Source organism: Gracilibacillus phocaeensis, assembly GCF_900626275.1.
In the GTDB taxonomy this organism is placed as follows: Bacteria; Bacillota; Bacilli; order Bacillales; family Amphibacillaceae; genus Gracilibacillus; species Gracilibacillus timonensis.
In genome coordinates, this window is the sequence record NZ_LR131143.1 from 510,895 (window position 1) to 527,752 (window position 16,858).

Annotated in this window: 14 protein-coding genes; 8 read left to right on the top strand and 6 right to left on the bottom strand. The window is 38.7% G+C overall.

The annotated features are described in order from the left end of the window. Positions 1 to 70 precede the first annotated feature (70 nt). From E0E32_RS06900 to E0E32_RS06925, 6 genes are all read left to right on the top strand, one after another. Positions 71 to 1,603: a response regulator transcription factor gene (locus tag E0E32_RS06900; RefSeq protein ID WP_066188391.1), complete on the top strand. Its 1,533-nt coding sequence runs from the start codon at positions 71 to 73 to the stop codon at positions 1,601 to 1,603. 1 nt (position 1,604) lies between these two features. Next, positions 1,605 to 3,380 carry a cache domain-containing sensor histidine kinase gene (locus tag E0E32_RS06905; RefSeq protein ID WP_066188393.1) on the top strand — a complete coding sequence of 592 codons (1,776 nt, stop codon included), beginning with the start codon at positions 1,605 to 1,607 and terminating at the stop codon, positions 3,378 to 3,380. Between the two features lie 172 nt (positions 3,381 to 3,552). Continuing rightward, positions 3,553 to 4,839 carry an ABC transporter substrate-binding protein gene (locus tag E0E32_RS06910; protein ID WP_130859361.1) on the top strand — a complete coding sequence of 429 codons (1,287 nt, stop codon included), beginning with the start codon at positions 3,553 to 3,555 and terminating at the stop codon, positions 4,837 to 4,839. A 65-nt stretch (positions 4,840 to 4,904) separates the two neighbouring features. Then, complete coding sequence (locus E0E32_RS06915; RefSeq protein WP_066188399.1) at positions 4,905 to 5,807, top strand: carbohydrate ABC transporter permease; 903 nt, start codon at positions 4,905 to 4,907, stop codon at positions 5,805 to 5,807. A gap of 38 nt (positions 5,808 to 5,845) precedes the next feature. Next, positions 5,846 to 6,631 carry a carbohydrate ABC transporter permease gene (locus E0E32_RS06920; protein ID WP_078059972.1) on the top strand — a complete coding sequence of 262 codons (786 nt, stop codon included), beginning with the start codon at positions 5,846 to 5,848 and terminating at the stop codon, positions 6,629 to 6,631. A 941-nt stretch (positions 6,632 to 7,572) separates the two neighbouring features. Continuing rightward, a complete protein-coding gene (locus tag E0E32_RS06925; RefSeq protein WP_130859362.1) occupies positions 7,573 to 8,217 on the top strand; it encodes a YesL family protein in 645 nt (214 codons plus the stop codon). Between the two features lie 3 nt (positions 8,218 to 8,220). On the opposite strand, the gene E0E32_RS06930 is transcribed toward E0E32_RS06925, so the two are convergent. From E0E32_RS06930 to E0E32_RS06955, 6 genes are all read right to left on the bottom strand, one after another. Continuing rightward, positions 8,221 to 10,026, bottom strand: a complete 1,806-nt coding sequence (locus E0E32_RS06930) for an ABC transporter ATP-binding protein (protein WP_165444978.1) — start codon at positions 10,024 to 10,026, stop codon at positions 8,221 to 8,223. 5 nt (positions 10,027 to 10,031) lie between these two features. Further along, positions 10,032 to 11,369, bottom strand: a complete 1,338-nt coding sequence (locus E0E32_RS06935; RefSeq protein WP_130859364.1) for an ABC transporter ATP-binding protein — start codon at positions 11,367 to 11,369, stop codon at positions 10,032 to 10,034. 121 nt (positions 11,370 to 11,490) lie between these two features. Further along, positions 11,491 to 11,856 (bottom strand): ABC transporter ATP-binding protein, encoded by a 366-nt coding sequence (locus E0E32_RS06940; protein WP_165444979.1) that lies wholly within the window; start codon positions 11,854 to 11,856, stop codon positions 11,491 to 11,493. Positions 11,857 to 12,371: 515 nt separating this feature from the next. Beyond that, the gene (locus E0E32_RS06945) at positions 12,372 to 13,073 is read right to left on the bottom strand and encodes a tetratricopeptide repeat protein (protein WP_066188409.1); all 702 of its coding nucleotides are present in this window, start codon (positions 13,071 to 13,073) and stop codon (positions 12,372 to 12,374) included. A gap of 162 nt (positions 13,074 to 13,235) precedes the next feature. Then, on the bottom strand, positions 13,236 to 14,006 hold the full coding sequence (locus tag E0E32_RS06950) for a DeoR/GlpR family DNA-binding transcription regulator (RefSeq protein ID WP_130859366.1): 771 nt from the start codon (positions 14,004 to 14,006) through the stop codon (positions 13,236 to 13,238). Between the two features lie 83 nt (positions 14,007 to 14,089). Further along, positions 14,090 to 14,632, bottom strand: a complete 543-nt coding sequence (locus tag E0E32_RS06955; protein ID WP_130859367.1) for a recombinase family protein — start codon at positions 14,630 to 14,632, stop codon at positions 14,090 to 14,092. 170 nt (positions 14,633 to 14,802) lie between these two features. On the opposite strand from E0E32_RS06955, the gene E0E32_RS06960 reads away from it, so the two are divergent. Both E0E32_RS06960 and E0E32_RS06965 read left to right on the top strand, forming a co-directional pair. Further along, positions 14,803 to 16,239: a SulP family inorganic anion transporter gene (locus E0E32_RS06960; RefSeq protein ID WP_066189035.1), complete on the top strand. Its 1,437-nt coding sequence runs from the start codon at positions 14,803 to 14,805 to the stop codon at positions 16,237 to 16,239. Positions 16,240 to 16,281: 42 nt separating this feature from the next. Continuing rightward, positions 16,282 to 16,701, top strand: a complete 420-nt coding sequence (locus E0E32_RS06965; RefSeq protein ID WP_066188415.1) for a universal stress protein — start codon at positions 16,282 to 16,284, stop codon at positions 16,699 to 16,701. Positions 16,702 to 16,858 lie beyond the last annotated feature (157 nt).

The following is a 16,858-nucleotide window of genomic DNA, read 5'->3' on the forward strand; positions in this document are numbered from 1 at the left end:
TAAACTACCGTTCCTTCCTGTACACAATTCTGTTAAAGTAATAATACGACATAATGAATGAGGTGTTGACATGGATTCATTTTATAAAGTATTGATTGTCGACGATGAATTACTGATACGCAGAGGTATTATGAACTATCTCGACTGGGAATACGAAGGCTTTACCATTATTGGAGAAGCTTCCAATGGAAAAGAGGCGATGAAACAAATTACCGAACAACAACCGCATATCTTGATAACCGATATTGTGATGCCCGAACTCAATGGTGTGGAATTGGTCAAATATATCAAAGAACACCATCCTCATATCGACATTATTGTATTAAGCAGCTTTGAAGACTTTGAATACGTGAAACAGGCATTCCAATATGGCGTGGTCGATTATATCTTAAAACCGAAGTTGCAATCCGATGATTTACTACAAACGCTGCATAGAATTACAAAAAAACAACCAGATCGAGAAGAAAAGCATCCAACCAGATCGATCCAAAACATGCTGCGTAAAATAATCGATGGGTACCATACCGTCCGTGAAATGGAAGAAATAAAAACACACTTCACCTTCCAGCAATATCTCTTAGTCAAGACCTTCTGGAAAAAGAAAAAGGATCAACACACACATGATCAGACTTTTCAACATATCTTGACGACTACCTTTCCACGCTGTGAGATAGTCGATATCAGTCAGGACGATGATCACTGTTTAACGCTTATCAATTTCACAACAGAGGAATTACCAGCAATGGAACGCTCCTTGCTACAAGCCATTACAGAGGCGGATGCCAACCATCAGCAAAAATGGATGATTAGCACCCCTTTTTTTCCATTAGAGAAACTGGCCGACATTAATCAAGAACAGTTTGCTGAAATGGAAAAGGATCATTTTTATTTGCCCGAACAGCATTGGATACAATACGGACAATTACCGGACAGAGAAATAATCCAAGAGGATTTTGATTTACAACGTTTGATCGACCATTTTAAGCATCAGCAATTTGAAAAGGGATTCCACTATCTGCATAGACATATTCAGTTATTACAACAGCAGCGAGAGATGGAAATCTTCGCGTTTAAATCCTGGTTAGAGAACGTTATTTTTAATATCGTTGTAGCTCTAAACAATATCGGTTTAACAAGTAAAGCGTTTGAAGATCAAAAATATCAATACTTGCATTGGATCACCCATTCTTTTCATATCCAAGAGGCGATGGATATCGTGGAGGCTTTTCAGACTGATGTGGAACAGCTTCAAACACAAATAACAACAAGGGGTTCTTCCTTCCAAACTATCTTGGACTATATCGAGGAACATTACCAAGAGCGATTGACCTTGCAAACATTAGCGAATCAGTTTCACTTTAACCCCTCTTACTTATCGAGTTATTTTACTAAACATCATCAAGAGGGATTTAGCGAATATTTAAACAAGGTGAGAATAACATACGCCAAAGAAAAATTAATAGAAACGAATCAATCCATCACCACTGTCAGCGAGGAAGTTGGCTTCTCAGATCCTAGTTATTTCACCAAGGTGTTTAAAAGAGTAGAAAAGCAGTCTCCCAGAAGCTATCGCAGCATGATGAGAAAAACAAGAGGTTCCTAAGATGAAGCGATTAAAAAAGATCCTATACCGGAATGCTTTATTGTTCAAGATTTTCTGCGTGATGCTAATTAGTATTGGGATGGTGGCGATATTCATTACCTTTAGCAATATTCGGATGTCGAGTCAGCTGTTTATGGACACCTTTAGCATGACCAGCACCAAAAGCATTGGCCATATATCAAGACAATTGAATTCTTTTAGTGATTCATTGGTAATGGCCTCTAAAGAAGTGGAAACCAATGCTGTACTCAAACAGTATTTAAACACCAAAACTATTTCAGCAAAGGATACGTCTCGTGCCTATTATCGAATACAAGAGGAGATAGAGCGTATCCATAATACCTTAGAACCGCGCGAAACAAATATTGTACTGCTCTCCAATTATTTGGATACCTTTACCACCAATTATGTGAACTGGGAAGTTACTGGCACGGAATTGTTAGAGCATGAATTGACGACAAGGGCAGAGGCCAATGAACATGATATCGTGTATCAATTTGAATCATCAGAAATTACGAACCATATTCCGATGTTCATTGCCTCTAAAGCCCTTCGTTATCAAACAAGCGATGATATTTTTGGCTATCTTTTTTTATCTATTCGGGAAAGTGATCTGCGCAGTATCTACGAGGGGTACACATCCGATGGTAACGATTTATTACTGCTAGATGGGGATGGCACGATTATTTCCAGCAGCCAGACGAATTGGCTAGGCGAATCTTCTCCCAGTCTATTGGCAGGTATCAATGATCTGTCTAGCCAGCAAGAAAACTATCAGGCCGTGGATGTCTTTGATCAAAATTATTTATTCTTTGCTGAGTATATTCCGAATCTGGATCTCTATCTTGTGAATTTAATTGACCATGAACAGATTACCAGTAACCTAATCAGCACAAAGGAAATTCTACTGATTAGCGTTTCAATTGCTGTCTTTGCATTAATTTTTTCATTTCTGATTTTACGAAAGATGACCATTTCGCTTAGTCAAATTGTGCATAATATTTCTGATATGGCTCGTTATCAATTTACCAGATCCCTACCCGTCAAAGGAGGATATGAATCAAGAAAAATCGCCACTGCCTTTAACTATATGCTAAATGAGCTACGTGATTATGTGAATATATTGCTAAATACCCAGGAAAAACAACGCAAAGCAGAATTAACGGCCTTACAGCACCAAATCAATCCACATTTTATCTATAACACCCTAACCTCGATCAAATTTATGATTAAACAGCAGCAAAATGATAAGGCCATGGTCACCATGGACTCCTTTATCTCCATTTTACAAGCTTCATTAAAAACGATCGAAAAGACGACTACAGTAGAAGAAGAAGTGGAAATTCTGCGTCATTATGTACAGATCAACCATGCCAGATATGGGGATCAAATCCAAGTCAGCTTTTTAGTCGCACCTGACTGTTTGTCTTTGCAAATACCAAGACTGATTATCCAGCCTTTTATCGAAAATGCCTTTTTCCATGGTTTTGTACAAAAGAAGCGTGGGTTTATTAAAATATTAATTGCTCAAAAAGAAGGCATGCTCGTTTGCGAAATCATGGATAACGGAGATGGGATGAAACAAACAAAGGATCTGTCTCGTTTAAAAAATAAAAAACAGCTATTCAACGGCATTGGCATTAAAAACGTACACGAGCGGATCCAGTTACTATACGGCCATCATTATGGAGTGGATGTCATTAGTGAACCGCATCAGGGTACCACAGTTACCATGACGCTCCCCATCCTTGAAGAAGGAATTCAAAAAAATAACTAAAGATAATACCATTTCAAAAGATTTTACCATTTAGTACGAGACATCTAAAAATAGTCTTATTTTTTGCTAAAAATCTTCCTAGAGGTTTTTAGCTTTTCTTTGCTAAGATAAACTCACCAATAAAGAAAACGCATTCAATGTTGGTGATAAAAAATAAAAAGGGGTGGAAAACATGAGAAAAAAGCTACTTTGGACGACACTTATTGCTAGTTTGATGGTATTACTACTGGCGGCATGCTCTGGCGGTGATGACGAGACAGAAGGAAATGAAAACGAAGGATCCGACAGCATTGTTGCTTGGGCGTGGGATCCCAATTTTAATATCGCTGCCTTAAACCTAGCTAATGAGCACTACGACAAGGAAGGATTCGAGTTAGAGATCCAAGAAAATGCCCAAGATGATATTGTACAACGCTTAAATACGGGATTAAGTTCGGGCACAATGAATGGTATGCCTAACATTGTCCTGATTGAAGACCAGCGTGCTCAAAGCTTTTTACAATCTTATCCGGATGCCTTTTACCCGCTTGGTGATTACTTTGATACAGAAGATTTTGCCGAGTATAAGATTCCACCAACTAGTTTAGACGGCGAACAATATGGACTACCTTTCGATACCGGGGTAACAGGACTCTTTTACCGTGCCGACTATCTAGAAGAGGCAGGCTACAGTCATGAAGATCTGGTGGATATTACTTGGGAGGAATTTATTGAAATTGGCAAAACCGTCAGAGAAGAAACTGGACACCCGATTTTTTCCTTTGATCCAAGTGACTTTGGTATTATTCGTATGATGATTCAATCCGCTGGCAGTTGGTTTACCACGGAAGAAGGCGAGATTAATTTAGAAAATAATGAAGCACTTAAGGAAAGTTTAAATGTATTATACCAATTAATCGATCAGGATGTCGTTGATTTGCATAATGACTGGAGCGGTTTTCTTGCTTCCTTTAACAGTGGAGAAGCAGCGTCCGTTCCTACTGGTAACTGGATTGTTCCTAGTATTGAGGCAGAAGAATCACAATCTGGACAATGGCGAATGGCACCTATTCCTCGTCTGGAAATAGAAGGATCGGTGAACGCGACTAACAATGGCGGCAGTTCCTTTTATGTATTAAATATCGATGGAAAAGAAGCAGCCGCAGAATTCTTGGCAGAAACTTTCGGATCGAACACGGAATTCTATGAAGCACTAGTACAAGAGGTAGGGGCATTAGGAACTTATATCCCCGCTGCAGAAAGTGAAGGCTATCAGTTTGAAAATGAATTTTTCGGTAATCAACAACTCATTTCGGAGCTATCAGGATGGATGGAAGAGGTGCCTGCCGTTAATTATGGATTAAACACTTACGGCTTATCCGATATATTAATTGAACAATTTCAACAAATGCTAAATGGAAAAGATGTTGACGCTGTGCTGTCTGATGCACAGACACAAGCGGAAAATCAGTTCAAATAATAGATTGGGTTCCCTTATAGTGCGTGTTCTATTTGGGAATCCGCTTTTTCAAGGAGGTGCTTACATTGGATTCGATCAATCATCCAACCAAGATCAAATCCCGGCGGCGCAAGGTTAACCAAATCGGATGGGCGTTTATTCTATTATCCGTATTAGGGATAGGTATATTCTACTTTTATCCAATGGTGCAGGCCTTGATCCTTTCCTTACAATCTGGCATGGGAGCAAACCTGGAATTTGTAGGACTGGATAATTACATTCGGTTGTTTAATGACCCTACTTTTATTGCTGCTTTAACCAATACTTTTATCTATCTGCTAGTACAGGTACCGGTCATGATTTTACTTGCCCTTTTCTTTTCAGTGTTGCTGAATGATCCTACACTGAAATTTAGAGGCTTTTTCCGGACAGCAATCTTTTTACCGGCCGTAACCTCTTTGGTTGCTTATGCCGTTGTCTTTAAATATTTATTTACTACCGATGGGCTCGCGAATCGATTTTTATTAAATATGAACCTTATCGATCAGCCGTTGCAATGGCTGAATGACCCAACATTGGCGAAAATCACGATTATCATTGCGATCACCTGGCGCTGGACGGGTTATAATATGATTTTTTATTTGTCGGCCTTGCAGAATGTGGATAAGGCGATGTACGAAGCTGCCCGAATTGACGGTGCTTCTGCACTGCAGCAATTCTTCTTCATCACGATCCCGTTATTAAAACCGATTATCTTGTTCACATCGATTATTTCAACGATTGGGACCCTGCAGTTGTTTGACGAGGTTATGAATATCACAAGCGGCGGTCCTGGTAATGCTACATTATCCATATCGATGTACATTTATAACCTATCGTTTGAGTATACACCAGACTTCGGGTATGCAGCTACCGTTTCTTATGTGATTGTATTTTTGGTGGTTATCTTATCTATTATTCAATTCAGAGTGGCAGGTGATCGAGATTGAAAAAAACAAAAAGGATTCTCACCTATGCATTTCTTAGTATGGCATCATTTATCAGTATTTTCCCGTTTCTTTGGATGATCGTCAGCACTACAAATCTATCGGTCGATGTTACGCAGGGGAGATTACTACCTGGTACGCATTTTCTGGATAATATTCAGAAATTGTTTGAGACAGTGAATATTGGTACTGCGTTGTGGAATTCCTTGATTATTGCCGTTATCACTACCTTTCTTACGCTATTAATTGGCTCACTAGCTGGATATGGTTTTGAAATTTATCGCAGTAAAGGAAAAGACATGGTATTTAATTTCTTGCTTTTGTCGATGATGATTCCTTTTGCGGCGATTATGATTCCACTGTATCGTTTGTTTGGTCAAGTCTCTGACCATGCACCGCTTATCGGACTTGATACCTTGGCAGCGGCGCTATTGCCAACGATCATTACGGCCTTTTTCATCTTTCTTTTCAGACAGAATACAAAAATGTTTGCCAAGGAATTAGTGGAAGCCGGGCGAATCGATGGTTTAGGAGAACTCGGTATCTTCTTCCGCATTTATGTACCAACGATGAAAACCACGTATGCGGCAGCAGCAATTATTGCCTTTATGAACAGCTGGAATAATTATTTATGGCCGTTGGTTGTCTTACAATCACCGAATAAGCAAACGATTCCGTTATTGATTTCCAACCTAGGCTCTGGCTACACACCTGACTATGGTGTGATTATGACAGCGATTGTAATTGCCACTTTGCCGACAGCGCTTATCTTTTTCCTTATGCAACGTCACTTTGTTGCTGGGATGATGGGATCGGTCAAGGGATAATGAAGGAAACACTTGGTGAGGTCACCAGGTGTTTTTTTGTTATATGATAGGAAAAGATTGAATTCTGAGTAATAAAATAGGAGAAGGTTTTAAACCAGGGTGTCGATAAGATGGATGATGTAAATTAGCGGTCCATGTAGTAAAGTTGATTGTTTGTTTGTGCTAATAGGCGCTGCGGAAATAGATTCCGCTTTCACCCACGGGGCATAAGTCAACAAGCGACTCGAGCAAAGATCACTCTCGCCGTGTTTCCTATACCATGGGGCCGGCTTCAGCTAACTAAAAAGAAGAGCACTTTTTAGTGGATCTTCAGCTCGTCCTGTCCCATAGGAGTCTACACCTATTTCCTCCGCTGGGAGTAGTACAACAATGGTTATTACTGCAAGGATGAAGAGTGCTAGGTTCTAAAAAATATTCCCACTGTGTGATTTTTTAATTGAAAGTACTGGAGTATGCATAAATGTGTTCCTCCTACCATAAGAAAAAAGCTAACTTATCAAATCATTCTTGCGACGAGACAGTCTATGATGAAAGGAGGTTTTTTACTTAGCTTCAGCAAAAATCAAGCATAAAAACGGACTTTCGTGTCAGAGCACCATCATGCTATTTCTTGCTAGAAGTGTAGAGTTAGCTGAAGCCGTGCCAGAGGATAGGAAACACGATGAAGGCGTCTTTTGCCTGAATCGATGGTTGTACTTATGCCCCGCGAGTAAAAACGAAGGGTTTGACTGGAGCGTTGTTATGCACACCTTTTCTCTCAACATAACAACTCGAATGTCTTTACATAATCCATCTTATCGGTAGTAAGCATCTTCTTTTGATTAGTAATAAAAGATCGGTTAGTTTCTGTCCGATTTTTTGATTCCACATATGATAGCGTTTTAATATAAGCGTAAGTGTGCTAAAATAAATATATAAACTGTTATCTAGGAGAGAAAATCATGCGAAATAAATTATTTGGACTGACAGAATGGATAACCAGACTGGCTTATATTAATATGCTTTGGATCGGCTTCACCTTATTAGGCTTGATCATTTTTGGACTATTTCCGGCTACTATTGCTATGTTTTCCCTGACGAGGCAATGGATTATGGGCAATACCGATATCCCGGTATTTTCCACCTTTTGGAAAACCTATAAAAAGGAATTTCTTAAAGGAAATCTATTAGGTTTGATTTTCTATGCGATTGGATTTGTCTTCTTTGTCAACACATCGTTTCTACTAAATGTAGATGCAGGCAGTTTCTTTAATACGATTAAGATTCCTTTATATGTTGCGATGATTGCCTTAGCCTTAATTATGATCTATGTGATTCCAACCTATGTGCATTATGATTTGAAATTCCTGCAGATGTGGAAGAATGCCTTTCTGATTATGTTGATTCACCCGCTTCATAATATCGCTCTACTAGTTGGATCTGCCGCCGCCATTTTTATTATGTTTCGTTTCCCGGCGACATTGGTCTTCTTTTCGGGCAGTGCCGTCGCCTTGATTATTATGAGCACCTGTTATCAGGCCTTTAAACGCGTGGCGATGAAACAGGAGCAATGGGCTGAAAAAGAAGCGGAAACGACGGCACAGTAGAACTTACTCCTCTTGATAGCTACTTGACTGTAAATGAAATACCTCTGCATACTTCCCACCTAGTTTTAGCAAATCTAGGTGGGTTCCTTGTTCAACTACTCTCCCTTTCTCTAAAAATATAATATTATCTGCCATACTAACCGTTGTCAGACGATGAGATATTAATATCACGGTTTTTCCTACCGCAAGTTTTTCCATCTTCGTGTATATCTCTCGCTCCATTTTCGCATCTAATGCGGAAGTCGGTTCATCCAAAATAACAATTTCTGCTTGCTTTAGCCTTGTGAATGCTCTAGCAAGGGCAATCCTTTGCCATTGACCTTGTGATATTTCTTGACCGCCAAACAATTTCCCAAGCGGAGTATCTATATCACCATTAAAATGTTGGACAATACTATCTGCCCCACTAGCTTTGATTGCCTCTTGGATCACTTGATCATCTGCAAAATCCGTATTACCTAATACAATATTTTCTTTTAGTGATAATTCATATCGATTAAAATTTTGAAACACAGCAGTGAATTTTTTTCTTAATTCTACGGTATCATAGTCTTCCAGTTTGACTCCGTTTAAAAAAATGGCTCCGTGATCAGGCTTATAAAATTTACATAACAAATGAACCAGTGACGTCTTCCCTGCTCCATTTTCTCCTACCAAGGCAGTAATCTTTCCTTTAGGAATTTTCATATTTTTAATATCGAGTACTTGTAACGCCTGATTATAGGAGAATTGCAGATTTTTTATCTCAAACCCTTCCTTCCATGAATCTGTTGTTGGCTGTTTTGAGAGTTTACTATGATCCGCTTGATGTTGAAGAAATAAAATAAGCTGTTTCATCTGCAGCAATTCTCTTACGCCAATAGCAAATACACCAAACATATTATTGATACCACCGTTCAAATGAAATAAGGCAGTGATGAATAAGGCAACATCTCCTGGCGTTATCTCGTTGGTATCAACGCTCCTATACAGTAAAAATAGTAATAATAAGCCAATGACAGCTGCTTCTGCGATTCCCCAAATCAGGCGGTGATTTGCCCATTTTTTCTGATCGGTCGCCAATAAACGAATTAAATTATGAGAAGCTTTGTAGTATCTCCTTTGAAAAAAGGGTGTTAAATGGAATAATTTCATTTCATGAGCAAGGCTAGGGTTTAATGGTTGATCCATTAGATACTCTGCCTTTCTCCTTTTCTCCTGCACCTCTTCCCTCCCCTCATAAAGAACATTATTTAATTTCGCTTCTATAAATAACTTAGGGAGGCTAATAATAACTAATACTGCAGGTATCCAAGGGATAATATTCCATATCAAAAGACTAATGGTGATAATGGAAATGACAGAGCTAAATATTTGAATAATCAAGTCCATCCACAAAGAAGTAGAACTAGCATGATTTCTAAACACCTTCAATTGGGAATGAAAACGCGACTGCTCAAATGGTTCAATGGTAGTCAATTCATTTGCTTTTTGCATTAATAATTGATCTATATATCCAGTGAAATTAGCAGTCAACAACTTAGTCTGCATCTCCAAGAGCGGCTTAAACGTTTCAATTAATAGGTTTAAAAAAACAAACAGGATCGCCACCATCAAGATATAAAATAAATCATTTGTGGCATTTTGACCGGATAAGGTTAATTCATCTATAATTACCTTACTAATGACCAATAGTGCAGGCGCCATCAGTGCTTCACATAAACTAATAAAGAAAACCAGGAGAAACCTTTTCTTATCTGCTTTCCACAATAACGTGAGACCGCTGATGATATATTTTATGTTATAGGCTTTTTTCCAGGTATGCTTCATTTTGCTCATTCCTTTTGATTTCTAAATAGAGAAGCCTGTAACTGATACATGTGTGCATATTCTCCATTGTGATTTAGCAATTCTATATGGCTTCCTGATTCAATAATTTTTCCATGCTTTAATACAAGTATTCGATCTGCCATTTTTACTGTACTAAAGCGATGGGAGATAATAATTGTCGTTTTGTTATGGGTATACTCAGAAAAACGACTATATATGCCATACTCTGAAAGAATATCCAAAGAAGCAGTAGGTTCGTCTAAAATTAAAATTCCAGATGGTTTATAATGGGATCTGCTTATCGCCAGCTTTTGCCATTGCCCACCAGATAGCTCCACCCCATCCCATTCTCTCCCTAGCAGTGTATCAAGCCCTTTAGGCAGCTGTTTCATGTCTTGCTGTAATCCAGCAAATGTAATTGCTTTTTCTACCTTTTCGTTGTCCGGATTTTCTCCATCATAGCCAAGGGCTACATTGGTTTTGATATCAAAAGCATACTTTCCAAAGTCTTGAAAAACCACTGATATATTATCTCTTTCTTCTTTCGTTAACTGCATCTCTTCTCCATTTAACTTAACGGTTCCGTTCGTTGGTCGGTAAAAACCACAAATTAATTTGACTAAAGTGGTCTTCCCTGAGCCATTCTCTCCTACGATTGCTATCTTCTCTCCAGGCTTAATCGAAAAGCTAATATTTTCAATAATGCTTTTTTCATAGGTAGGATAGGAAAAGGAAACTTGCTCAAAATCAATGGCCATCGGTTCTTCTTCTATTTTTGTTGAGGCAGCATAAGGAGCCTCCCCGCTCACCGGATCTGAGATAAATTTCGTGAAATCGCTCCCCATTCTCCACACATCGAAAGCCAATACGCTCTCTATCGATGTTTCTCTTAGGTAGTGTGACAATTGAAAAACACCCGTCAGAAATAAGGCAATATCCCCCGCAGATAGCGTCCCTATCCCAGCTTGATAGACAATCCAAAGATAACCTCCACCTGTTAGGATTGCAGCAAGAAGTCCCGTCATGGCAGTCGATATAGCACCCTGTTTTTGTATATGATACACCTTCTGAAATAACTCTCGAAAAGCAGTAAGGTACTGTTGTTCAAAGTATTCCCCATTCTGAAACAACTTTACCTCTTTGACGGTTGTAACTGAAAGAACTAGTTGTTTAAAATAATTGATTCGCCTTCTAAGCGGTGACAGTTGGTATTGTTCATCCCAATCTAACTGCTTAAACTGATTATATTTATAAATAAAAGGGATATAACTAATGGTTATTGCTAATGCCAGTATGATAGAAAGATTAGCTATGACAACAAAAATACCGATAACTGATATCAAACGGGAAAGAGAATTGGCTGTAAAATTAATTAATTGTAGCGGTAACCATCCCGTACTATCTCTTAATGTTTCTAAACTACTTCGGTAAGAGGGGTATTCATAGAATTTCAGTGTCGCTTCCTTATCGATTGCTTCTAATAATTCTATATTGATTAATGTTTTTGATTTCTCGGCTAGTGATTGTTTGCACCATTCCCCCCAAAGAACTAGTCATAGAATCGACAAGCATAAGTAATACAAATATGCCAATCCACATATAAATTTGGTTATTAGTTGTTTCTTGAAATTGGACCATTCCATCAATCAAATATTTTATAACAACTAATTGGAACACTGGTACAAAAGCGCTCAATAATTTTACCATCCCGAAGAATATAAGTAGCCATGGACTTGATATCCATAATAACTTACCTAACACCTTAACAGGAGTGATCATATCTTTACTTGTTCTCCATGCTTTGTCTACAAACTGTGGTATCATTTTCATCACCAATTTAACTGTTTTTTTGAGGTTAATATTTATGAATATATCTTACCATCCGCTTAATCATTGGAGGTGTTCATTCCATAGAACGATGCTTACAGACTAGCGCATCAGGTTGATAATATTTTTATATAAGCTGGCAAACACCTCGTATACTGCGAATAAAATTTTTTTAAAACAATAAGAAATCGCTTTCATAATAATTTTTAATGAAGGAAGTAAGACTGCCTTCATTAAAGGTTTTCTTCATTCTCGATCATGATAATCCTATAATAAACTTATTTTACATCACAAATTTAAACGTTTCAATATTTTGTGTGCTGTAGTAAACGGAGACTTCTTATAGAAATAATCATCCCCCTCTATTAGCATAAGCAGCCGTAATTCTTTTTTACGTCCAAATAGAGATATGTTTCAAGTATGCCTCCACTTGATTAACAATAGAGTAATAAAATAGATACTAAACAACCTGATATTAATACAGAATATCAGGTTGTTTAATATACCTAGGCTTCACCCTAATTCAATCCTCGAACCAAATATTTTCCCCATTCGCGCATCGCTACTTTTTCACCGGCATCTGCTGCTTTTTTCAGCCAATACTCACCGTCTTCCACATTTTTCTCCAGATATTCTCCTTTGATAAGAAAAATCCCCAGACAACGCATCGCTACTAACTCTCCAAGTTCTTCAGCTGCTTGACGCAGGAAACGTTCCCCTTCTGCTGCATCTTGTTCCATGCCCATTCCTGTTACTAAGCGATAACCCAGAATCCGCACTGCGATGGCATCATTTCTTTGCACTGCCATCTCTAGCCAGTGCAAACCTTCCTGTGGATTCTTGTCGAGCACTTCCCCATCTAATAAACGGACAGCTAAATCAACAATCGCCCACAGATCATTGGCTTCCGCTGATCTACGCAACCATTTTTCGCCCTCTTCTTTATTGATTGGAAGGCCGTTTCCAGTCAAATAACTATATGCTAACTCATTCATTGATCCCGTATCGCCCATTTCCGCAGCTTTGCGAAGCCAAACCTCTCCTTCATTCGAGCGATTTTTCTCCTTCTCTGCGGCAAAATCTATCACTTTCGCTTCCTCATGCTCGTCTTTGGGAGGCGCTTCTTGTTCTGTTGATTCTTTATCATTTGCAGGGCGGGCAAACGATTTAAAAAGTTTCTGAAGCCCTGATTGTTTCTTTTTATCCTTATCTCCCGTCAATGAAAAAACCTCCTATGTCACATTGCTGTCTTGTTGTCTACTATTATAGCATGATTTACTATTGATGGAAGAATCCTGGACAAGAACAGGTGATAAGTACTAGTTAACCCAGCTTGTAGTTTGTTTTATCTACTACACAAAAAAACACAAGCAAACTCCTATTTATTGCATGGCCTTGATTACTTCCACCCCTTTTTCTTGCAGATGCTCCATATCTATCGCTGCCGCCTGACGATCTGTAATCACACGGTCAATGTTTTCCAGTGGTGCCACATAAGCAAATGCCTGTTGATGAAATTTGTGATGATCTGTCAGCAAATACGTCATATCTGCTATTTCCATCATTTTCTGCTTCACCCTTGCCTGTTGCTCATTGGATTCACTGATACCACGTTCCATATGGAGCCCTTTACATGATAAAAATGCCTTATTCACATGGAAAAGGTCCAATGCCCGTTCTGTCAGTGGTCCGACATAGGATAATGATCGACCAAGCAATGTACCTCCTGTAGAGATAACGGTCACCTTGTCCTTTCTGCTTAATTCCAGTTCAACATTTAATGAGTTCGTCAATACAGTAATCGAGTGGTTCGGTAAGTTTTTTGCGACATACCATGCCGTTGTACTGGCGTCTAATAATATCTTATCCGCTACCACAATATGTTTGACCGCTTCCTGAGCGATTTCTTTTTTTTCTTCTACATACATCACTTCACGCTCCTGCACAGGAGGTTCTGGTTCTTGATGAGCTGGAGTAATACTAACCGCTCCACCATGACTGCGAGCAAGTTTCTTTTCTTTCTCCAGTTTTTCCAAATCTCGTCTAATTGTTTCATCGGTCACCGAAAAATGCTTAGCCAATTCCGTAACCCTTACGCTCTTTCTTTGATTAACCATTTCTAACAAGCGTTGTTGTCGTTCTGCCACTAGCATAAGCCTTCCTACCTTCCTGATCTAGTTACTTTTCTTTATTATCGTGTTTATTTTATCACAAAGCAACCGAAAGAAGTTAATCCTCATTGTTCTAAATAGCGATATAAGGTCGATTTACTAATGCCTGTTTCCGCCTTTATTTCAGCAAGCGTATATTGTTTACTTTCATACATTACGATCGCTTGTTGGACATTTTCATCGGGTTTTCTTGGTCGTCCTGTGGTAACACCTTTTTGTTTCGCTTTATATAACCCCCTTTTGGTATTTTCACTAATGACATCACGCTGAAATGCAGCAAGTGTTTCAACCATATCATGAAATGGATATCCATGAGGGCTGCTAGTATCAATCTCCTCTTGCAATGATTGAAAAAAAGCGCCCTTCCTTTTAATCGCATCTAACACTTCTACTAAGTGTAACGTTGAATCTGCTAGTATGTATAGTTTGGTTACGATAAGTTTGTCACCTTGTTTAAGATTATTTATCAAATGCTCTAGTTCCGTTCTCTTTTTGGCAGAGGAATGTTCCTCCACAAACACCTTTTCACAATGTTTTTCGGTTAGTTGCTGTAATTGGACCTCGCAATTTACATCACTTTGATATGGTCTCATATATCCTATCAACATGTTATTCTCCCTTTGGTTTTTATAATATCTACCTATTATTATATCATAATTTATTTGAAAAAGTTTTCCCAAAATGGTTCCCTTTTAGTTCGAATGATGATAAGATACGTTTATTGCATTTCGCATCGGACTTTTAAAAAGGAACTATATAAAGGAGTAGAAGTAAAGTGATGGAAAGAATAAAAAGAGATTGGTTTTCCAATATTCGGGGGGATATTCTAGCTGGAATTGTGGTAGCCTTGGCACTAATTCCAGAAGCAATTGCCTTCTCAATCATAGCGGGAGTAGACCCTATGGTTGGGTTATATGCATCCTTTTGTATTGCTGTTATTATCGCGTTTGTAGGTGGCCGTCCTGGTATGATTTCAGCTGCAACCGGAGCAATGGCATTATTGATGGCACCCTTAGTGAAAGATTATGGTCTCCATTATTTATTGGCTGCAACCATTTTAACAGGAATTATACAACTACTATTTGGTGTCTTCAAGATTGCCAAACTGATGAAATTTATTCCAAGAGCCGTGATGATTGGTTTTGTTAATGCCTTAGCGATCTTAATATTTATGGCTCAAGTGCCACATTTTTTAGGAATCTCCAATGCAACCTATATTTTTGTAGCGATAACGCTGATTATTGTTTATACACTTCCGAGATTTTTAAAGTCGATTCCAGCACCATTGATTGCAATTATCGTATTAACCACCATCGCGATTTATTCAGACATGGATTTACGAACAGTCGGCGATTTAGGTGAAATCACGAGAACACTACCGGAATTTTTATTACCGAACATACCACTTAACTGGGAGACATTACAAATTATCTTCCCTTATTCATTAGCCTTGGCTATTGTAGGGCTGTTAGAATCTTTATTAACATCCTCCATTGTAGATGATATGACAGGAACAGAAAGCAATAAAAACAAAGAAGCCAGAGGACAAGGAATGGCAAATATTATAACCGGCTTCTTTGGCGGAATGGCTGGTTGTGCCATGATTGGCCAATCTGTCATAAACGTCAAATCAGGGGGACGAGGAAGATTATCGACACTCGTTGCTGGTGTGTTTCTTATCTTTTTGATTATTGTTCTAGGTGGTTTAGTAGTACAGATACCAATGCCTGTTCTAGTAGGTATCATGATCATGGTATCCATCGGAACATTCGACTGGTCATCATTCAGCTATTTAAAAAATGCACCCAAAAGCGATGCAGTAGTTATGCTGGTTACCGTTGCTATTGTCGTTGCAACACATGACTTATCCAAAGGAGTGATAGCTGGGGTTATATTAAGTGCGATCTTCTTTGTTGCTAAAATATCAAAAATAAAGATTAGGAAGCAGCAAAGGGATGATGATATAATCTATCGTATAGAGGGGCAGTTATTCTTTGCGTCCACCGATAGCTTTTTAAATGATTTTGATTATAGCGTCAAAAATGCAGCCATTGTCATTGATTTCACGGATGCTCATGTCTGGGATGATTCAGCTGTAGGAGCCGTTGATAAGGTTGTGTTTAAATTTCGCGAAAATCAAAATGAGGTTACCATAGAAGGACTAAATGCCTCCAGTAAAAAGATGGTTGATAAGTTGGCAGCACATCACATATAGTGATCTTCATTATATAATGATTGGAAAAGGAGAGGTGTTACCATGTATAAACAGATTATCCTGGCAGTTGACGGATCGGACCATTCGATACGGGCGACAGAAGAGACCGTTAAAATCGCTTCCTTGGTAAAAGACAGCCATATTGAAGTGGTATCTGTAGCGGAATTTTCAAAAGCAAAGAATGAAGTGTTACACAGTGGCGGGAAAGAAGAATTGGAAATTTCCAGACGAAAAGCACTCCTTCCCGCGACAGAACTATTGGACGCGCATCACTTATCTTATGAAATTAAAATCCTACATGGCGAACCCGGTCCCACCATTGTGGAATACACCAATAAAGGAGATTATGAATTATTGGTGATAGGCAGCCGCGGCCTTAATGCATTTCAGGAAATGGTGTTAGGTAGCGTCAGCCATAAAGTAGTGAAAAGAGTGGATTGTCCCGTCCTTATTGTCAAATAATTAGGATTTCCAGCAGTAGAGCGTTCCAGGGATGATTAGATTAGTGAGATTTTCGCACCCGTTGTTCCATGATTTGCTCTCCTCAGTCCGCGAGATGCATTCTTACGGAAAGAAATTTGCGATTGGCCGTTTTTTTGTCTGTTATTCGTGGATCTCC